Consider the following 19998-nt stretch of genomic DNA (forward strand, 5'->3'; position numbering starts at 1 on the left):
ATCACAATAAGTCTTAAATTATGAAAGTACTTTTTGATCATCAAATCTTTACACATCAACGATACGGAGGAATTTCGAGATATTTTTTTGAATTAATCAAAAGGTTTGATGATGTAAATGATAGCTGTAAGGTAGCGACTCTTTTTACAGAGAATGCATACTATAATAAAGAATTTAATCCTAAACTAAATAGAGTACTACATGATGTGAATTTTAGAGGAAAGGCTAGAATAACAAAAAGTCTTAATATAAGATCATCAGTAAATGCTGTTAATAAAGGCGCATTTGATGTTTTTCATCCAACGTATTATGATGATTATTTCCTAAAGTACATAAAAAACAAACCATTTGTAGTTACTTTTTATGATTTGATTCAAGAAAAATTTGCAGATAAATATTCTGAATTCGCTAACGATACCAAGATTTATGAATTTAAGAAAACATTAGCTCAAAAGGCCAACAGGATTATTGCAATATCCGAAACAACCAAAAATGACATAATTGATCTTTATGGTATTGAAAAGGAAAAAATTGACGTAGTATATTTAGGTAATTCGTTGGAAAATAACCTTGCGGAGGTCGATAAATTTGTTGAGCAAGATTATATATTATTTGTTGGTAATCGTTCATTATATAAAAATTTTGAAGGTTTTGTTACTGTGATTTCTTCATTATTAACTGAAAATAACTTAAAATTAGTTTGTGCAGGCGGAGGTGAATTTTCTACTAGCGAGGTCGATTTTATTAATAAAATGGGTTTAAATAAGACAATAATCCTTGTAAAAAAAATTGATGACAAAATTTTGTCAAACTTATACAAAAATGCCTTATTTTTTGCTTTTCCAAGTTTATACGAAGGCTTTGGTCTTCCTGTTCTAGAGTCTTTTGGCTCAGGTTGTCCAACGTTATTAAGTAATGGTGGATCGTTACCTGAAATTGGTGGAGCTGGAGCGGTTTATTTTGATGCTAACGACAAGAATTCACTTTATCAGGCAACTTCAAGTATGATTAATAATCAGCAGTTGCGTGTAGAATTGATTGAAAAAGGAACTAAAAGATTACAGCACTTTTCTTGGGATAAGACATTTGATGACACAATAAAAGTTTATAATAAAATTTTATGAAAGTAGCTTTTATTACAGGAATTAGTGGACAAGATGGTGCATATTTGACCAAATTATTAGTTAATAAAAACTATCTAGTTATTGGGATAACTAGAAATAATCATTCAGATATACTTCAGAAAATCAGTTATTTAAAAGTAAGTGAAAATGTTGTGATTGAAGAGTGCGATTTACTTGACTTGTCAAGTATTATTTCATTAATTACTAAATATCAACCGAATGAAATTTATAATTTAGCAGCTCAAAGTTCAGTAGGTTTATCATTTAAACAACCTATCGGAACTGTAAATTTTAATATTATTTCTGTAATAAATTTATTAGAAGCAATTCGAATTATAAAACCAGATACTCGTTTCTATCAAGCTTCAAGTAGCGAAATGTATGGAACAGTAAAGGATCTACCTATTACTATTAACACGCCAATGCATCCACTAAGTCCTTATGCAATTTCAAAAGCCTCTGCGCATTGGACTGTTGTTAACTATAGAGAATCATACAATGTTTTTGCATGTAATGGGGTTTTGTTTAACCATGAATCTTTCTTACGGTCAAGTGGATTTTTTGTAAAAAAAGTTTTGACTGAGTCTGTTCATAATAGAAATAATCCTGATTGGTATTTAAAAGTTGGTAATATTGATATAAAGAGAGATTTCGGCTATTCTCCAAAATATGTTGAAGCCATGTGGCTGATGCTCCAAAGAGATGTACCTGCTGATTTTATTATATGCTCTGGAAAAAGCATTACACTACGTTCCATTATTGAATATGTTTTTAAATCATTAAATATTTCACTTGATAAGTTGCTTGTTAGCGAGGAATTAATGAGACCTACGGATATTGAAGATATATATGGAGATAATATTCCCGCAAAAGAACTGTTAGAGTGGAGTTATGATTTAGATTTTTATTCGGTTTTAGATATGTTAATTGATGAAGAAATTAGATCTCTGGGAATTGATAAAAAATAATTTTAAATTTCAATAGTAATGAAAAATAAAATTAAAATAATTCTTAATGAAAGTATTTTGATTCGTTTGATCAAAATTAGAATTCAAAACTTAAGGGCTAAATATAGAAAACAAATAATAGGAAAGGATAACAAAATCATCAATAAAGGTATGTTATCCAATGTGAAATATGATGTTATTGGTAATAATAACCTTATTGAAATTATGAAAGGATCGAGATTATCTAATTTAATAATTTATATTAGAGGTGATAATCATAAATTTATAATTGGCGAAAGCTGTCTTTTTAAAGATGGAATAGTGTGGTTTGAAGATAATCATTGTCAAATAACTATTGGACAAAATACAACAATAGAATCTGCTCATTTAGCGGTTACGGAACCGGAAAGAACTATCACTATTGGTGAAGATTGCATGTTTTCAAGCGGAATTGAGATTAGAACAGGAGATTCTCATTCTATAATTGATAATCTAAATAAGAAAAGAATAAATACTGCTCAAAATATTGTAGTTGGCAATCATGTTTGGATTGGGAGAAATTCCATAATTTTAAAAGGAGTTAATATAGGTAACAATAGTATAATAGGTTTAGGTTCTATAGTTACCAAAAGTGTTCCAAGTAATTCAATTGCAGTAGGTATACCAGCAAAAGTTGTTAAAAATGAAATTGATTGGATGCGAGAGCGAATTTAGATATAATATAAACTAGCTAGTAAATATTCAACTTTTAAAATTACATTTTGATGTGAAATTTTCAATTCCTCCTTGGTCTATTTATTAATTCTTAATTATTCTTAGAATATATTTCTAAAAGTAGAAGTTATTAGCGACCATTCTACTTTGCACGTGTTATAAAATTAAATAACTTTTTTAGTGAATGCTGCACGTGTTCTCATTAAATATTCAAATCTATTTGAAGTAAGTTAAGTTAAAGTCATGAAGGAAAGTATTTACTTTTCATGAAGCAAAATTCTAATAATTTTTTATAAATAATAAAGTAAGTGATTGAATAATCACCTTCTGTATATGATGAATAACGATAGCAATATTCCTTTAATTTCTATAATAACAGTTTCATTTAATGCTGTTAGATCTATTGAGAAGACAATTTTAAGTGTCACTAATCAAAACTTCAATGATTATGAGTACATAATAATTGATGGAGGAAGTAATGATGGTACAGTAGAAATTATAAAGAATTATCAAGATAAAATTTCTCATTGGATTAGTGAACCTGATAAAGGAATTTATGATGCAATGAACAAGGGGGCTGATATTGCTAATGGTAAATATTTAATTTATATCAATGCTGGAGATCAAATTTTAGATTTCAATTTCAATTTCCTGAGATCTACTAAAAATAAAGATGTTTTTTATGGAAATATTCTTTTAGAAAATAATAAAGTTGTATTTCCTTATGATTTAAAAACAATTGGTTATGCAATGCCTTTTTGTCATCAAGCCGCCATTGTTAGGACTCAGTTAATGAAAGAATATCGCTTTAATTCAAATTATAAAATTGCTGCAGATTTTGACTTGTTTCAGAGATTAATTAAGGATAAAAAAAGTTTTATTTATGAAAATACAACTATTGCAATTTTTGAAGGTGGCGGAGTTTCATCAAAAATGGATAGATTATATATTCGAGAATATTTAAGTATTATTTTTAAAAATAAAATTAATTATTATTGGCCTTATTTTTTATTTAAGTTCTCTATGATTTTATTCGTATCTAATTGTAGAAAGAAATGAAAGTATTACATGTAAATTATACTGATAGAGGAGGTGCATTTATAGCGCTTAGAAGAATTGATGAGTCATTACGACTTAATTTTTCGGAAAAATATTCTTCTTCTTATTTGATAATTGATCCAGTAAGTAATGATCGTTCAAATTATGTTACCCCTATTAAAAGTAACTGGGATAAATTAATTAGTTTTCTTAGACCAAGAATCGTTAGAGTTTTAATGAATTTGATTTTTAGATCAAGCGGTGTCGGCACTGAATCATATAATATTCTATCATCAAGAAAAATCATTAAATTTATAAATAATTCTGATTTTGATTTGGTACATCTTCATTGGATCGGAGGTGAAACTATTTCTATAGAAGACTTTCGCCGAATTAAAAAACCAATAGTGTGGACACTGCATGATAGTTGGTCATATCTAGGCAGACATCATTTTCAGATTTTTAATGATAGTGAAGCTACAAATAAATCTATTGATATTTATTTAAAGAAGATTAAGAGCAAAATGTGGAAAAATCTTAATATGGAAATTATATGTGTTTCAGATTGGCTAAAGAAAGAGGTGGAAGATAGCAAAATTTTTAAGGGAAATAATCTGCTTAGAATTCACAATTCAATTAATACCGATTCTTGGAGGCCTATTGACACAGAATTTGCTCGAAACCTTCTTAATCTATCATCAGAAAAAATGTATTTAACTTTAGGTGCTGTAAATCCAACCTCTGACATTAGAAAAGGTTTTTCGTTGCTTAAGGAGGCAATTAAAATAGTTCCTGATGAAATGAAAGATAATTTAGAAATTCTTATGTTTGGAACGAGCGGCGAGGATATTATGATATCAGGAGTCAAAACTAAATTTATGGGTGAAATTTCTGACGAACTTGTTTTGAAAATACTTTTTGCAGCTAGTGATGTAATTCTAGTACCTTCTTATTTTGAAAGTTTTGGTCAAACTGCATTAGAAGGTATTACAATGGAGAAACCAGTAGTGTGCTTTGATTCTTCCGGAACAGTTGATATAGTAAATCATTTAGAGAATGGATATATTGCAAAATCATTTATCGTTGATGATTTCGCAAAAGGAATTATATGGGCGATTAATAATTCTAAGGTTTTAGAGGTTAAACAGAATTCAAGAAAATATGCAGTTAATAAATTTGATTATAAGGTAATTTCCTATAAATATTTTGAAGTTTATAACAGGATTTCAAATAAATTAGCGAATTCATGAACAAATTTTTTTGTTGGATTTTTCTTGTTATAACTTTTTCGTCATTTCCTTACATAGGGAATTACCTTTTTGGTTCATTCTATATATTGATCTCATCAGGGCTTATCCTTTTGATATCAATAATAATTATACCAAATTTTTATAGTAAGGAAATAATAGCTCAGAAAGATAAGGAGTGGTTTATTATCTGGATAATCTATCTCTTTTCGGGATTTATTTATGCTGTCTTTCTTTTTTTGAGAGAGGGTACTTTATTTGATTTTCGAAGATTTATAGGGTTATTTTTTAAGATACTTTTTGTGATTTCCGCATTTATTCTCATCATTAAAAGTAATAAATTCGTTACAATATATTTAAAAGCAAATTATATTATAGCAGTATTGTCGATTATACTTTTTGTTTTATGGACAGCAGGAGCACCTATTCCTTATTTTATATTCACAAAATTAGATAGTAGGCCACATTACTTTTTTTTTATTGGAGCTAGTAATGCAGTATATAATTGGGGTGGAATTACGACATTAAGGTCCGCTGGATTTGCAGATGAGCCAGGAGCATTTGCATTAATGCTGAATTATTTTTTATTTATTAATGAAATAACTTTTAAAAATAATAAATATAGATGGGTTTTTTCTATCGCAGGAATTCTAACTTTCTCTCTTGCTTTTTATTTGACATTTATATTGTTCTTAATATATTGGATCATCGCAAAGGTTATCAATTTTAAAAAGCTATTTTGGATTTCTATAGTTATAGTTACTGTGGTTCTAATATTTAATTTTTTGTACCCAATAGAAGCTCTTTCAAGAATTTTTGATTCTTTTTTCAGTAGATTTCAATATAATGATAAATCAGGGACTTTTGAAGGAGATAATAGGTCTGAATCATTTATTTTACAGTGGCAGGCTATAAAAGATAATTTCTTTTTAGGGTTAGGTGATAACTTAGAAATCAAGACAAAATATGAACTTTATAATCCCAGTATTATTGGTTTTTTAGCTAATTATGGATTTTATGGTATTATTTTCTTTCTTACACCAATCTATTCTATAGTTTTAAGGTATATTAAAACTAAGGAATTTGTTTTGGTGCTTGTTCTTCTTGTTAGTTATCTACAAAGACCAGGAATTGAAGACATGTTTTCGATGCTTTCACTAAGTTTTATTTTTTTCTATTCATATAATAAATTTAATTTTGAATAAACCACTAATATCTATTATAATAGTTGTCTTTAATGCACAGGAAACTATCGAAGATTGTATAAATAGTATTTTAAATCAATCTCCTTTCTATGAATTGATTATTATTGACGGCCTATCGACGGATAATACAGTTAATATTTTAGAAAAATATAAAAAATCTATTAATTATTATGTTTCCGAAAAGGATAGGGGAATTTATGACGCAATGAACAAAGGTATTAATGCTTCAAAAGGTCAATTTCTTTATTTTATTGGATCGGATGATATTTTATACGATAATAATGTTTTAAGTAAAGTGGCTGGTATTCTAGAAGAACATAAACCAGATCTTTTATTGGGAAATATGACATATACTAATAATATAGTCGTTAAGCCAAGGTTTAATTCTTTGTTATTTTTGCACAATACTATACACCATCAGGGAACCTTTTATAATAAAAGATTATTTAAGGAATTTAGATATAATATAGAATATAAGACAATTGCAGATTATGAATTAAATTTAATGTGTTATCTCGATAGAGCTAAACTAAAAATAATAACGACAGATCAATTTATTTCAGTTTGTGCTAATGATGGTCTAAGTCATTCAAGAAAGGACTTATTTATATCAGAAACTAATAGCATTCGTTCGAATTATAGCAATACAATTTTTAATAAGATCCTACAGATTATCTTATTGGTTAAGTTTAGAATCATAAGTTTTATTAAATAATAATGGTATCAGTATGCATTGCTACATTTAATGGAGAGGAATTTATTTTACAACAAATTCGTTCTATTTTAAATCAGTTAGATATTTGTGATGAATTAATTATTTCGGATGATGGTTCTACAGATGCAACAATAAGGTTAGTTGAATCATTATATGATAAAAGAATAAAAATAATTCAAGGCAATAATTTCAAGAGCCCTATCTATAATTTTGAAAATGCATTAAAGCACGCTACAGGTGAATATATATTTATGTCCGATCAAGATGATGTTTGGTTAGATAATAAGGTTAAAATAATGGTAGAACAAATGAAATTAGGATATGATCTTGTTGTTTCCGATTGTGAATTAGTAGATCAAAATTTAGTTAGATGGAATTCATCATATTTTCATTTTAATAATTCGGGACCAGGAATAGTGAAAAATATTTTCAAAAATAGTTACATGGGATGCTGCATGGCAATGTCGCGGCGTCTATTAGACATATGTCTTCCATTTCCTCGTAATTTACCAATGCATGATTCTTATATTGGGCTTGTTGGAGAATTAAAATTTAAAGTAAAGTTTATTAACACTCCCTTAATTTTGCATAGGAAGCATTCAAATAATTCTTCTAGTACTTCAACAGGGAAAAGTAATTACAGTTTGACTCAAAAAATGATGTTTAGGATTAACCTAATTTTAGCGCTAATAAAAAAAATATAATGAATGAATTTAGTTTAAGTATAGTTAGCTATAATAATGAAAAGGAAGAACTTAATAATTTAATTAATAATATTTCTTTAAATGATTTAAACTTTAAACTTTATATTGTCGATAATTCCCCAACTGATGATTTATCAAGTCTGGGTAACCGTGAAAATGTAATTTATATACATAATCCGTCTAATCCTGGTTTTGGATCAGCTCACAATATTGCAATTAAAAAAGCAATTGCAGAAGGAATAAAATATCATTTTGTAGTTAATCCCGATATTTATTTTGAGACTGATATAATTAGTCCAATGATTGATTATATGAAACAAAATGGTGATGTAGGGATGATGATGCCGCAAATATTAAATATAGATGGTACGATTCAATATCTTCCAAAATTACTACCAAATCCTTTTAGTATATTACTTAGGAAATTTAAAATCCCTCAAAATTATTATCAAAAATTTATTGATAAATATGAATTAAGATTTGTTGAAAAAAATAAAATTTATAGTGTACCTATAATTTCTGGTTGCTTTACTTTATTAAATCTTAAAGCTATTAAAGAAGTAGGAATGTATGATGATGCCTATTTTATGTATTTTGAAGATTGGGACCTTTCCAGAAGAATACATCAACGCTATAAAACAATTTATTTTCCGATCGTTTCTGTTTATCATGGATATGAATCGGGGGCAAATAAAAGCAGAAAATTATTCAAGATATTTGTAAATTCAGCAATAACATATTTTAACAAATGGGGTTGGTTTTTTGACTCTGAGAGGAAAAAAATAAATAAAGAAGTATTAGAGCAATTCGAAAAATGAAAAATATAATAATTACAGGTACGTCAGGATTCGTTGGTCAAAATCTTTCACAGTATCTTTCACATTATTATTTTTTAATAAACGCTATATCTCTTAGGAATTTAGAGTGGAAAAATAATTTTGAGGGAGAAGCTGTAATCCATTTAGCAGGAAAGGCACATGATACCAAAAATGTAAGTGATAGTTCAGAATATTTTCAAGTTAATACAGAATTAACCAAAGAATTGTTTGATGTTTTTTTGCAAAGCGAAATTAAAGATTTTATTTATTTCAGTAGTGTAAAAGCTGTTGCAGACGAAGTTTCAGAAATTTTATATGAAGATGTTACGCCTAATCCAAAAACACCATACGGGCAATCAAAACTGAAAGCAGAAGAATATATTTTATCTAAGGAAATTCCATCCGGAAAACGAGTTTTCATTATTAGACCCTGTATGATTCATGGCCCGGGAAATAAAGGGAATTTAAACTTACTTTATAATGTGGTGAAAAAGAGAATTCCTTATCCTTTGGCAGCATTTCATAATGAAAGATCGTTTTTAGGAATTGACAATCTTAATTTTTTGATTAAAGAAATTCTTCAGAATAAAGAAATTCCTTCTGGGATTTATAATTTTTCAGATGATGATGTTTTATCAACTAATAAATTGATCCAAATTATATCTTCTGTTTCTCATAAAAGAAACTTATCAATTGCAATTCCAAAATATATAATTAATGGAGTGGCTAAAATTGGTGATTTTGTTCATTTTCCTTTAAATACAGAAACTATTCAAAAGTTGACTGAAAATTACAGAGTTTCAAATCAAAAAATAAAGACAGCATTAAGAATCCAAAAAATGCCTTTTACAGCTCAACAAGGATTAGAAAAAACGATAAAAGCTTTTATAAATAAATAATGGAATACACAATATTAGGAATTCTTTTAATGATTATAATGCTTCTTTACTTTAAAGTAGCAGACAAATTTAATATCATTGATAAACCAAATCTAAGGAGTTCTCATACAGAAATAACATTAAGAGGAGGAGGAATTATCTTTTGGTTCTCTGCTCTTTTGTATTTTCTACAGCATATTCAAAACAATTATTTTTTCTTTATTGGAATTACTCTGGTTAGTTTTGTAAGTTTTTGGGATGATATTCAAAGTTTGTCAAATAAGGTCAGAATTTCAATTCATTTTTTATCCATTACCTTAATTTTTTATGATTTAGGATTATTTAATTTAGTTCCAATCTGGGGAATAGCGATAGCGTATATTTTTGCAATTGGATTAATTAATGCCTACAATTTTATGGATGGTATAAATGGTATTACAGGACTTTATACTTTGGCAGTACTGGGATCTCTTTTGTACGTCAATTCCAATATTCAATGGTTTATTGATGGTAGTTTTATTAAATACGGAATGATTGCGAGTTTAATTTTTCTATTTTTTAATTATAGAAAAAAAGCTAAATGTTTTGCAGGAGACGTTGGGAGTATTGCAATTGCTTTTTACATCATTTATTTGGTATTAAAACTTATTCTAGTCACTAGTTCTTTGATCTGGTTGCTGTTTTTAGCTGTTTATGGAATAGATTCGGTTTGTACAATTATGCACAGATTATATTTAAAACAAAATATTTTTGAAGCACATCGCTTACATTTATATCAGGTTTTAAGTAATGAATATAAAATACAGCACAGATTAGTTTCTCTTTATTATGCTTTAGTTCAAATAGCCATTTCAATTTTAGTTATCTTTTTATATCAGAAAGTTGATGATGTATTATTGTTTGTAATTGTTATAGCACCTTTAGTATTGGTTTATACACTAAAGTTTTATTTATTAAACAAAATTAATTTAAAGTTAAATACATGATTCCATCAATAATTCAAGGTGGAAATTTCTCTGACCATCGCGGAACTATTTCATTTGTAAATGATTTTAGTTTTCAAGATATCGAAAGGTTTTATATTATAAGTAATTCTGATGAAAATCCAATTAGGGCATGGCAAGGTCATAAATTAGATGCTAAAAACTTTTATTGTGTTACAGGATCTTTTAAAATTCATTTTGTAAAGGTTGATAATTGGGAAGCGCCCTCAAAAAATCTTACTATTGAAACAGTGTTCTTATCTGAATCTGAAAGTAAGATTGTTCATATTCCAGCAGGATACGCAAATGCTGTGGAATCTTTAGAAAGTAATTCAAAATTGATTTCGTTTTCTACTTTGCCTTTATCAGATGTTGCTAATGACGATATTCGTTATCCTTCAGATTATTGGAATATAAATGGATAAAAGAATTTATTTATCATTATCTCAACAAAGTGGTTTTGAAAAAGAATACATTTCAAAAGCCTTAGAAGACAATTGGATAACTTCTGGAGGACCAAATGTAGATAATTTCGAAATAGAACTTAAAGACTATTTAGGTGAAAATTCATTTGTAACGGCATTAAACTCTGGAACATCAGCAATTCATTTAGCACTTATTTTATTGGGGGTCGAGAAAGATGATGAAGTTATTTGCCAGACAATGACATTTTCTGCATCTGCAAATCCCATTTTGTATCAAGGAGCAATTCCTGTTTTTATTGATAGCGAAGAAGAAACTTGGAACATTTGCCCCAAAAATCTTGAAATAGCAATAAAAGACAGAATAAAAAAAGGCAAAAAACCAAAAGCGATTATAGCAGTTCATTTGTACGGAAATCCTTACAAAGTAGATGAGATTCATGCAGTAGCAGATCGATATCAAATTCCAATTATTGAGGATAGTGCCGAAGCTTTAGGCAGTACTTATAAAGGCAAAAAATGTGGAACTTTTGGCAACCTAGGAATTTTGTCTTTTAACGGGAACAAAATTATTACAACCTCTAGTGGCGGAGCATTGATTTCTAATTCTAAAATGCTCAAAGAAAAAGCAATTTTTTATGCTACTCAGTCAAAAGATAATGAGGTACATTATCAACATAGCTCAATTGGATACAATTATAGAATGAGTAATATTTGTGCAGGAGTTGGTCTTGGACAAATGAGAATTCTAGAGGACAATATTACAAAAAGAACGGAAAATCATAGTTTTTATAAAGAAATTTTTAAAGAGATAGAAGCCGTACAACTTTTTGATGTTTTAAATGAAGATTATTTTTCAAGTTATTGGTTGAACACTATTTTGATAAATACTGAAAGCCCAGATAAAAATAGAGAAAATTTAAGGTTAGCACTAGAAGCAAAAAACATTGAAAGTCGTCCACTTTGGAAACCAATGCATTTACAACCAATTTTTAAAAAATATCCCTATTATGGGACTACTGTAGCTGTGAATTTATTTAAAAAAGGTTTATGTTTGCCATCTGGTTCAGATTTAACAATGTACGATAAAAATAGAATAAGAGAAGTAATTACCACTTTTTTTAAATCATAAAATACAATAAAATATAATATGAGAATTGAAGAAACATTTATAAAAGATTTAGTTATTGTAGAGCCAAGTGTTTTTGGGGATGAGAGAGGATATTTTTTTGAATCATATAGTAAAACTAAATTTGAAAATTTAGGAATTAATATTGATTTTGTCCAAGATAATCAATCCTTTTCAAAAAAAGGAACTTTAAGAGGTTTACATTATCAGAATCCACCTTTTGCACAAACTAAATTAGTTCGTGTTTTAGAAGGTGAAATTATAGATGTAGCAGTAGATTTGAGAAAAGATTCTCCAACATATGGTAAATCTTTTAGTGTTTTATTAACTGCGGAAAATAAAAAACAATTACTAGTTCCACAAGGTTTTGCACATGGATTTTCAGTTATTAGTGAAACTGCTTCAGTAATGTACAAATGTGATCAATTTTATAATAAAGCTTCTGAAGGTGGAATTAAATTTGATGATCCATCCTTAAATATTGATTGGGGAATGAATTTAGAAGAGGCAATTGTTTCTGAAAAAGATCAAATTCTTCCATTTATTGATAATTGTAATAGTTTGTTTTAATGAAAAAAATTCTTGTAACAGGAGCAAATGGGCAATTAGGTTCTGAACTAAAAGTTTTATCAGCCAATTACCCAAATTATGAATGGATTTTTGCTGACAGAACGATTATAACTTTAGATAATTTAGAGAAACTAGAGTCTCAATTAAAAAATCTTCACCCAAATATAATTTTTAATTGTGGTGCTCACACAGCTGTTGATAAAGCTGAAACTGAAAAAGATCTGGCTTTTACAATAAATTATTCAGCAGTTGAATTAATTGCAAAATATGCGTCACAAAATAATACGAAATTAATTCATATTTCTACTGACTATGTTTTTGACGGATCGTCTTCTGTGGCATTAAATGAAGAAGCAAAAACAAATCCGATAAATGTTTATGGTGAAAGTAAACGAGCTGGCGAAATTGCCTGTTTAAAAGAAAATCCCGATTCAATTATTATAAGAACCTCTTGGGTATATAGTAAATTTGGTAATAATTTTGTTAAAACTATGCAGCGATTGATGCAGGAAAGAGATGAAATTAATGTTGTAAACGATCAAATTGGGTCGCCAACTTATGCAGCTGATTTAGCACAGGCGATGATTGATATAATCCAATTTCCTAATTGGATACCTGGAATTTATAATTATTCAAATGAAGGTGAAATAAGCTGGTATGAGTTTGCATTGACAATAAAAGAATTGGGAAGATACGATTGTAATGTTGGTGGAATTCCATCATCATCTTACCCAACCCCGGCAAAACGTCCGGAATTTTCATTATTAGATAAGAAAAAAATTAAAGAGATTTATAATTTGAATGTGCCAAATTATAAAGAAAGCCTGAGAAAAATGTTTAAATAAAGTAACATTTTAAGTTTCCTGGTTTAGGAATCTAAAATATAAAATCAAACAGATGAAAGGAATTATATTAGCTGGAGGTTCTGGCACCCGTTTGCATCCTTTAACACTAGCAATGAGCAAACAAATGATGCCGGTTTATGATAAACCTATGATTTATTATCCATTATCTACTTTGATGATGGCTGGTATCAATGAAATTTTAATTATTTCGACACCACATGATTTGCCAAATTTTAAAAAATTATTAGGAGACGGAGATACTCTTGGATGTAAATTTAGCTATGCAGAACAAGCTATCCCTAATGGTCTGGCACAGGCTTTTGTAATTGGAGAAGAATTTATTGGGAATGATGATGTTGCTTTGATATTAGGAGATAATATTTTTTTTGGGTCTAATATGCAGGAATTATTGAAATCAAATACAAAACCTGAGGGTGGAGTTGTTTTTGCATATCATGTTTCAGATCCAGAAAGATATGGTGTCGTAGAGTTTGATGAAAATCTTAAAGCTATTTCGATTGAAGAAAAACCAGAAGAACCTAAATCAAGTTATGCAGTACCAGGATTATATTTTTATGACAATTCAGTTGTAGAAATTGCAAAAAACATAAAACCTAGCGCCCGTGGAGAGTATGAAATTACAGATGTTAATAAAGTATATCTAGAAAAAGGAAACCTTAAGGTTGGTATTTTAAGCAGAGGTACAGCATGGTTAGATACAGGGACATTTAATAGTTTAATGCAAGCAGGACAATTTGTTCAGGTCTTGGAAGAAAGACAAGGATTAAAAGTGGGATGTATTGAGGAAATTGCATGGAGACAAGGATTTATAACGGATGATCAGTTAGAAAATCTGGCTTTACCTTTGGTTAAGTCAGGATACGGTTCCTACTTAATTGAATTTTTAAAACAAAAGAGAAAAGGTGTTAAAGCCTAAAATACTAAAAGAAATAATTTTTTAATACCTTTAATTTGTATTTTTGTAAGACATACAAATTTTGCAGAATCAAAATCATTAAAATTGAATACAGATAAACAAACCAAAGTAGCAGATTTGTTGCATAATTCATTTTCTCCAAGGAATCTAAGGGCGCACATCAATAACCTTAGTTATCTGCCTAGGTGGATAATTGTTGCTATAGACGTAATGGTTTTGGCGTTTTCTTTTACATTTACTTACATGCTGTTTGAAGGTACAGCGTTAGGATATATTATTACTTCACATGATTTCTATTTTGTTGGTAGTTTATTAATAGTAAATATATTTTTCTTTTGGTTATTTAGAACCTATTCGGGAATTATCAGGCACTCTTCTTACATTGATGCTATAAAATTGTTATTTTCCCAAATGTCTGTTTTGGTGTTTTTCTTGTTTTTTAATCTTGTTTTTGAATTGTACACAGGACATAAAGCTTTTTTAAATACTGCACTTTTTATTAATTTGGTTTTGTCATTTTGTGGTTTGTTTTTATATCGTGTAATCGTAAAGCAAACTTTTGAATTATATTTTTCAGAAAAAGCAAGTACAAAACTGATTAGAACAGTAATTTATGGTACAGATGCTAATGCAATTTCTGTTGCAAATGCATTAAAATTCGAAACTCCTTCCCGATTTAAAATTGTTGGATTTGTAGATAAAAATAATCAAAATGCTTCTAAGAGAATGTTGGATTTACCGATTTTGATTCTCCGAAAAAAATTACCTGCACTAATGCGTTCAGTAGCTGCAGAAGGTGTAATTATAGCTGATAAAAGTTTATCTAAAGAAGAGCAATTAATTATTGTTGATCAATGTTTAGAATTCAACTACAGGGTATATACTGTCCCATTGATTTCAGATTGGGAAAATCAAAAAGAAATTTCTCAGAAAGTTAAGAATATCCAAATTGAAGATTTATTAGAAAGAAAACCTATTGTTTTAGATAGCAAATCAATTTCTAAACAATTGAAAGAAAAAACAATTCTTATTACCGGAGCAGCAGGATCAATCGGAAGTGAAATAGTAAGACAAGTTCTTGGATTTAATCCTAAGGTTGTAATTATTTTAGATCATGCTGAAACACCATTGCATAATTTATGTTTAGAAACTTTTGCAATGAATTCTGAAACTAAGATTGTTGCAGTAGTTGCTGATGTAAGAAGTAAAAAAGCATTAGAAAAAGTTTTTAAAAATTATAATCCACACGTTGTTTTTCACGCCGCGGCTTACAAACATGTTCCTTTGATGGAAGAAAATCCTTCACAGGCAATCCTGACAAATATAAAAGGAACTAAGAATTTAGCCGACCTATCATGCAAGTACCATGTCAAGAAATTTGTAATGGTTTCGACAGATAAGGCTGTGAATCCTAGCAATGTTATGGGAGCAAGTAAACGTATTGCAGAGAAATATGTTCAATCTCTTTTCCTGAAAAATCAACGTGAAAATAACGGAGGGGCTACAAAATTTATTACGACTCGTTTTGGAAATGTGTTAGGGTCAAACGGATCCGTTGTTCCATTGTTTACCAAACAAATTGCGGAAGGTGGACCAGTTACCATAACCCATCAGGATATTATTCGTTATTTTATGACAATTCCTGAAGCTTGTCAACTAGTTTTAGAAGCTGGAGCAATGGGTAATGGAGGTGAAATTTACATCTTTGATATGGGTAAGCCGGTAAGAATTATCGATTTGGCTAAAAAAATGATAAAATTAGCAGGTTTTATTCCTGACAAAGAGATCAAAATAAAAATAGTAGGTCTAAGACCAGGTGAAAAACTTTATGAAGAATTATTAAATGATACTTCTAAAACGTTGCCGACATATCATAACAAAATCATGATAGCACAGGAAATTCAGGATGAATATGAAAATTTGCATACTGAGGTAGATGAACTTATTGGTATTGCTGATTTCTACGATAATGATGATATCGTGGCCAAAATGAAAAAAATTGTCCCCGAATTTAAAAGTATGAATTCTGCTTTTGAAGTTTTGGATAAATAAAATAGAGTTATAATTTAATTCAAATAAATGATAATAAAAGGTGTTTTGTAAAAACGCCTTTTTGCTTTTTTGGGATTTTTCGAAAGACTAAAAATCTTGTTAAATTGAAAGATTTTTGATGTCTAAGAAGCAATACAGTGGTTATTCAATTATAACCAATACTATAATAAGAATCGAAAAAACAATGAATACCAACAATGACTCGAAGGACTGGTTGTTTGAAATAACACCTAAAAATAAATTTTTTTCACTAAACCTTAAAGAAGTCTGGCAATACCGTGATTTACTATTTCTTTTCGTAAAACGGGATGTTATTACAGTTTATAAACAAACAGTTTTGGGACCTCTTTGGTACTTAATTCAGCCTTTGTTTACTGCGATTACATTTACTATAATATTTAATAATGTTGCAGGTATAAATACAGGAACAATTCCTCCATTTTTGTTTAATTTGGCAGGAATAACAGTTTGGAATTATTTTACAGCTTGCCTTAATGGAACATCAGATACTTTTAAAGGGAACGCCGGTATGTTTGGCAAAGTTTATTTTCCAAGAATCATTACACCTCTGTCAGTTGTAATTTCTAATTTGATTAAATTTGGAATACAATTTTTTATTTTTGTATTTTTTTATTGTTATTACTATTTTAAAGGATCAGATTTACACTTAAATATTCTGGTTCCATTTTTCCCTATCTTGATTGTTATGATGGGAATTCTAGGTCTTGGATTAGGAATGTTAATTTCTTCAATGGTAACTAAATACCGCGATATTAGTAATTTAGTAGGTTTTGGAATACAGTTGCTAATGTATTTATCAGCAGTGATGTATCCAATGGAATTAATCAAAGATAAGCTACCAACATTTGGATGGCTTGTAGAATATAATCCATTAGCTTACATCATACAAACTTCTCGTTATATGCTTCTAGATGTTGGACAAATTTCCATTTTAGGATTAATTTACACTCTTGTATTTACTATTGCAGTATTTTTTTTAGGACTTTTAGTTTTTAATAAAACTGAAAAGAGCTTTATAGATACGGTTTAAATTAGTTAGCAAAAATCTCATTTCGATAATTTACAATTATACTTAAAAGTTGAAAAAAGATATTATTTTAAAGGCTGAAAATATTTCTAAACAATATCGTTTAGGACAAGTAGGTACGGGTACATTAAGTCATGATCTTAACAGATGGTGGCATCAGATACGTGGCAAAGAAAATCCCTATTTAAAAATTGGGGATACAAATGATCGCTCTACTAAGGGAACTTCAGATTATGTCTGGGCATTGCAGAATATTAACTTTGAAGTCGAACGTGGACAAGTTTTAGGAATTATCGGTAAAAATGGAGCAGGAAAATCGACATTGTTAAAAATATTTTCAAAAGTTACTGCACCCACAACAGGAACTATAAAATCTCGCGGTCGTATAGCCTCATTACTCGAGGTAGGAACTGGTTTTCATGGTGAAATGACCGGGCGGGAAAATATCTTTTTAAATGGTGCTATCCTTGGAATGACAAAAAAGGAAATCACTTCAAAATTAGATGAGATCATAGAATTCTCTGGTTGTGAACGTTATATTGACACACCAGTAAAAAGATATAGTAGTGGAATGACTGTTCGTCTGGCTTTTGCGGTTGCGGCTTTTCTTGAACCTGAAATTTTGGTTATAGATGAGGTTTTGGCTGTTGGTGATGCTGAGTTTCAGAAAAAAGCAATTGGTAAAATGCAGGATATATCTAGAGGTGAAGGAAGGACTGTTTTGTTTGTGAGTCATAATATGTCGGCGGTAAAACAATTGTGCAATCGAGGGATTGTTATGGAACATGGGAAAGTCAAATTTGACGGCAATATTGATGATGCATTATCAAAATATTTAGAAATAAATTCAACAGAGGAAAATCTTAGCAAAATAATTTATGAAGAAGATACTAGTAAAGAAGCACAAATTTTAGAAGTTGAACTCAGAAATGAAAATGATGAGAAAGTTATTGAGTACTTTGCTAATCAAGATATTTTTATTAATATAACTCTTAGAAATAATTTTATTCAAGAAAATGCCCGCTTAAATTTTTCAATTTTAGATAAATATGAAAATGTAATTTTTATAAATCGTCGAGCATTAGATTTTGTTGGATTAATTAAGTGGGTAGTTAAAGTACCCGGGAATTCTTTAATAGCAAATTCTTATATGGTAGGCTTTGCGCTAGATATACCAAAAATCAAATTGTTAGACCTTCCTCAGGAAAAATTAAGGCTAAATATTATAAATCTGGCTCAAGAAGAATTTAAAGATGGAGATACAGAAAATGGAATTTTTAAGATACCAGTAAAATGGGAAATTTAAATAAAAAAATTTTATTGCTCTCGACAGGAGATGTAAGTGGTGCTTATGAGGCAATTTATAAATTAGGTTATTTTTTTAAAAATCAAGGACATACTGTTAGTATGTTGGTACAGCATAAAACAAAAAGTGACGAGTTTGTTGTTAAGTATTATGAAAATAAAAAGCAAATTCCTAAAAGATCCATAATAGTACGATTACTAATCAAAATTATACATAAACTAAAAAAAAAATTAAAAGAAAAACCAAATACAATTCATTTTGATAATAAATATTCCTTTAAAAGCAGAGATGAAGCTAAAGCAAATATATCTCCAGAGAATGTAATTGCACAAATAGGTTTCATCCCTGAAATTATCATTTCAGGGATGACGAATGACTTCATTAATAGCACTGACTTATTAAATTTGTATCGGTATACAGGTGCCAAAATTTTTAATATAACTGTAGATATGAATCATTTTACTGGAGGATGTCATTATGCTTGGGATTGCGATGGTTATATAAAAGGATGCGATGAAAAATGTCCTGCAATTATAGGAGAAAATGGTCGAGACCTGGCAAAAATTAATTTCGAAACCAAACTTAAAAATGCGAAGGAAGGAAACTTTAATATAATTTCTGGTTCTGGTTGGACTCTAAAGCAAGCTAAGGATTCTAAAATCTATAAAGATCAAAAAGTGTTTTATAACATTAATAGTTTAATAGACACAGAAATATTTAATGCAAAAAATAAAGATATAGCCAAGCGAATTTTTGATTTTGACAAATCGAAGTTTTATATATTGGCAGGGAGTCAAAATTCACACGATCCTCGAAAAGGTTTTTCATATTTTATTAAAGCTTTAAAAAGCTTAGAATCTCAATTAACAATTGAGCAAAAAAATAAAATTGTTATTGTCGTAGTTTCTAGAGAAGTGACAGAAGAGTTTAAAACTTTAAATTTTGAAAAACAAAAAATCAATTACATTACTGATTATAGATTATTGATTTTGCTGTACCAGGCTGTAGATCTATTTGTAAACTCTTCTATAGAAGATTCAGGACCAATGATGGTATCAGAAGCGATGGCATGTGGCACTCCAGTAGTCGGATTTGATATGGGAGTGGTAAATAATATGGTTATTAATGATTTTAATGGTTATAAAGCTGTATTGAAAGATAGTCATGACTTAAGTTTGGGTATTAAAAAAATACTTGATCTTACAGATTTAGAATATAATTCTTATTCTAAAAATGCAGTTAATCAAATCAAAGAGTATTCTTCTTTTGAGTTTGCTGCTAAAATATTTGACGAAATAATTAATGCTTAAATAAAA

General features: G+C 28.9%; 20 protein-coding genes. All 20 read left to right on the forward strand.

Annotated features, from left to right (window positions below; genetic code table 11):
* The first annotated feature begins 20 nt into the window (after positions 1-20).
* Entirely contained in the window at positions 21-1124 is a 1104-nt protein-coding gene (locus tag AC1RRN_RS13075; protein ID WP_492967703.1) for a glycosyltransferase family 4 protein, read from the forward strand.
* Positions 1121-2092: a GDP-mannose 4,6-dehydratase gene (locus tag AC1RRN_RS13080; protein ID WP_492967704.1), complete on the forward strand. Its 972-nt coding sequence runs from the start codon at positions 1121-1123 to the stop codon at positions 2090-2092. Before AC1RRN_RS13075 ends, AC1RRN_RS13080 begins: the two co-directional genes overlap by 4 nt.
* Before the next feature lie 18 nt (positions 2093-2110).
* The gene (locus tag AC1RRN_RS13085; protein WP_492967705.1) at positions 2111-2785 is read left to right on the forward strand and encodes an acyltransferase; all 675 of its coding nucleotides are present in this window, start codon (positions 2111-2113) and stop codon (positions 2783-2785) included.
* Positions 2786-3118: 333 nt separating this feature from the next.
* Positions 3119-3844 carry a glycosyltransferase family 2 protein gene (locus AC1RRN_RS13090; protein ID WP_492967706.1) on the forward strand — a complete coding sequence of 242 codons (726 nt, stop codon included), beginning with the start codon at positions 3119-3121 and terminating at the stop codon, positions 3842-3844.
* The gene (locus AC1RRN_RS13095) at positions 3841-5073 is read left to right on the forward strand and encodes a glycosyltransferase (protein ID WP_492967707.1); all 1233 of its coding nucleotides are present in this window, start codon (positions 3841-3843) and stop codon (positions 5071-5073) included. Before AC1RRN_RS13090 ends, AC1RRN_RS13095 begins: the two co-directional genes overlap by 4 nt.
* The gene (locus AC1RRN_RS13100; RefSeq protein WP_492967708.1) at positions 5070-6275 is read left to right on the forward strand and encodes a hypothetical protein; all 1206 of its coding nucleotides are present in this window, start codon (positions 5070-5072) and stop codon (positions 6273-6275) included. Before AC1RRN_RS13095 ends, AC1RRN_RS13100 begins: the two co-directional genes overlap by 4 nt.
* Entirely contained in the window at positions 6268-6990 is a 723-nt protein-coding gene (locus AC1RRN_RS13105; protein ID WP_492967709.1) for a glycosyltransferase family 2 protein, read from the forward strand. The genes AC1RRN_RS13100 and AC1RRN_RS13105 overlap by 8 nt, the downstream gene beginning before the upstream one ends.
* 2 nt (positions 6991-6992) lie before the next feature.
* Entirely contained in the window at positions 6993-7694 is a 702-nt protein-coding gene (locus AC1RRN_RS13110) for a glycosyltransferase family 2 protein (RefSeq protein ID WP_492967710.1), read from the forward strand.
* A complete protein-coding gene (locus tag AC1RRN_RS13115; RefSeq protein ID WP_492967711.1) occupies positions 7694-8512 on the forward strand; it encodes a glycosyltransferase in 819 nt (272 codons plus the stop codon). Before AC1RRN_RS13110 ends, AC1RRN_RS13115 begins: the two co-directional genes overlap by 1 nt.
* Complete coding sequence (locus AC1RRN_RS13120; RefSeq protein ID WP_492967712.1) at positions 8509-9411, forward strand: NAD-dependent epimerase/dehydratase family protein; 903 nt, start codon at positions 8509-8511, stop codon at positions 9409-9411. The genes AC1RRN_RS13115 and AC1RRN_RS13120 overlap by 4 nt, the downstream gene beginning before the upstream one ends.
* Entirely contained in the window at positions 9411-10376 is a 966-nt protein-coding gene (locus AC1RRN_RS13125) for an MraY family glycosyltransferase (RefSeq protein WP_492967713.1), read from the forward strand. The genes AC1RRN_RS13120 and AC1RRN_RS13125 overlap by 1 nt, the downstream gene beginning before the upstream one ends.
* On the forward strand, positions 10373-10798 hold the full coding sequence (locus AC1RRN_RS13130; RefSeq protein ID WP_492967714.1) for a WxcM-like domain-containing protein: 426 nt from the start codon (positions 10373-10375) through the stop codon (positions 10796-10798). The genes AC1RRN_RS13125 and AC1RRN_RS13130 overlap by 4 nt, the downstream gene beginning before the upstream one ends.
* Positions 10791-11927, forward strand: a complete 1137-nt coding sequence (locus AC1RRN_RS13135; protein WP_492967715.1) for a DegT/DnrJ/EryC1/StrS family aminotransferase — start codon at positions 10791-10793, stop codon at positions 11925-11927. The genes AC1RRN_RS13130 and AC1RRN_RS13135 overlap by 8 nt, the downstream gene beginning before the upstream one ends.
* An 18-nt stretch (positions 11928-11945) precedes the next feature.
* Complete coding sequence (gene rfbC / locus AC1RRN_RS13140; RefSeq protein ID WP_492967716.1) at positions 11946-12494, forward strand: dTDP-4-dehydrorhamnose 3,5-epimerase; 549 nt, start codon at positions 11946-11948, stop codon at positions 12492-12494.
* Positions 12494-13339 (forward strand): dTDP-4-dehydrorhamnose reductase, encoded by an 846-nt coding sequence (gene rfbD, locus AC1RRN_RS13145; RefSeq protein WP_492967717.1) that lies wholly within the window; start codon positions 12494-12496, stop codon positions 13337-13339. Before rfbC ends, rfbD begins: the two co-directional genes overlap by 1 nt.
* 52 nt (positions 13340-13391) lie before the next feature.
* The gene (rfbA, locus tag AC1RRN_RS13150; protein ID WP_492967718.1) at positions 13392-14276 is read left to right on the forward strand and encodes a glucose-1-phosphate thymidylyltransferase RfbA; all 885 of its coding nucleotides are present in this window, start codon (positions 13392-13394) and stop codon (positions 14274-14276) included.
* An 84-nt stretch (positions 14277-14360) separates the two neighbouring features.
* Positions 14361-16328 carry a polysaccharide biosynthesis protein gene (locus AC1RRN_RS13155; protein ID WP_492967719.1) on the forward strand — a complete coding sequence of 656 codons (1968 nt, stop codon included), beginning with the start codon at positions 14361-14363 and terminating at the stop codon, positions 16326-16328.
* Between the two features lie 184 nt (positions 16329-16512).
* On the forward strand, positions 16513-17379 hold the full coding sequence (locus AC1RRN_RS13160; RefSeq protein WP_492967798.1) for an ABC transporter permease: 867 nt from the start codon (positions 16513-16515) through the stop codon (positions 17377-17379).
* 49 nt (positions 17380-17428) lie between these two features.
* Entirely contained in the window at positions 17429-18682 is a 1254-nt protein-coding gene (locus AC1RRN_RS13165; RefSeq protein WP_492967720.1) for an ABC transporter ATP-binding protein, read from the forward strand.
* Positions 18670-19992 carry a glycosyltransferase gene (locus AC1RRN_RS13170; protein ID WP_492967721.1) on the forward strand — a complete coding sequence of 441 codons (1323 nt, stop codon included), beginning with the start codon at positions 18670-18672 and terminating at the stop codon, positions 19990-19992. Before AC1RRN_RS13165 ends, AC1RRN_RS13170 begins: the two co-directional genes overlap by 13 nt.
* Positions 19993-19998: the final 6 nt, after the last annotated feature.

This window comes from Flavobacterium sp. GW821-FHT11G01, assembly GCF_058808175.1.

What these genes read in the sequence shown, in the direction of transcription:
- AC1RRN_RS13100 (WP_492967708.1), top strand. Translation starts at nt 5,070, where the DNA reads ATGAACAAATTTTTTTGTTGGATTTTTCTTGTTATAACTTTTTCGTCA.
- AC1RRN_RS13120 (WP_492967712.1), top strand. Translation starts at nt 8,509, where the DNA reads ATGAAAAATATAATAATTACAGGTACGTCAGGATTCGTTGGTCAAAAT.
- AC1RRN_RS13130 (WP_492967714.1), top strand. Translation starts at nt 10,373, where the DNA reads ATGATTCCATCAATAATTCAAGGTGGAAATTTCTCTGACCATCGCGGA.
- AC1RRN_RS13135 (WP_492967715.1), top strand. Translation starts at nt 10,791, where the DNA reads ATGGATAAAAGAATTTATTTATCATTATCTCAACAAAGTGGTTTTGAA.
- AC1RRN_RS13085 (WP_492967705.1), top strand. Translation starts at nt 2,111, where the DNA reads ATGAAAAATAAAATTAAAATAATTCTTAATGAAAGTATTTTGATTCGT.
- AC1RRN_RS13080 (WP_492967704.1), top strand. Translation starts at nt 1,121, where the DNA reads ATGAAAGTAGCTTTTATTACAGGAATTAGTGGACAAGATGGTGCATAT.
- AC1RRN_RS13075 (WP_492967703.1), top strand. Translation starts at nt 21, where the DNA reads ATGAAAGTACTTTTTGATCATCAAATCTTTACACATCAACGATACGGA.
- AC1RRN_RS13110 (WP_492967710.1), top strand. Translation starts at nt 6,993, where the DNA reads ATGGTATCAGTATGCATTGCTACATTTAATGGAGAGGAATTTATTTTA.
- rfbA (WP_492967718.1), top strand. Translation starts at nt 13,392, where the DNA reads ATGAAAGGAATTATATTAGCTGGAGGTTCTGGCACCCGTTTGCATCCT.
- AC1RRN_RS13160 (WP_492967798.1), top strand. Translation starts at nt 16,513, where the DNA reads ATGAATACCAACAATGACTCGAAGGACTGGTTGTTTGAAATAACACCT.
- AC1RRN_RS13115 (WP_492967711.1), top strand. Translation starts at nt 7,694, where the DNA reads ATGAATGAATTTAGTTTAAGTATAGTTAGCTATAATAATGAAAAGGAA.
- AC1RRN_RS13095 (WP_492967707.1), top strand. Translation starts at nt 3,841, where the DNA reads ATGAAAGTATTACATGTAAATTATACTGATAGAGGAGGTGCATTTATA.
- rfbD (WP_492967717.1), top strand. Translation starts at nt 12,494, where the DNA reads ATGAAAAAAATTCTTGTAACAGGAGCAAATGGGCAATTAGGTTCTGAA.
- rfbC (WP_492967716.1), top strand. Translation starts at nt 11,946, where the DNA reads ATGAGAATTGAAGAAACATTTATAAAAGATTTAGTTATTGTAGAGCCA.
- AC1RRN_RS13125 (WP_492967713.1), top strand. Translation starts at nt 9,411, where the DNA reads ATGGAATACACAATATTAGGAATTCTTTTAATGATTATAATGCTTCTT.
- AC1RRN_RS13090 (WP_492967706.1), top strand. Translation starts at nt 3,119, where the DNA reads ATGATGAATAACGATAGCAATATTCCTTTAATTTCTATAATAACAGTT.
- AC1RRN_RS13170 (WP_492967721.1), top strand. Translation starts at nt 18,670, where the DNA reads ATGGGAAATTTAAATAAAAAAATTTTATTGCTCTCGACAGGAGATGTA.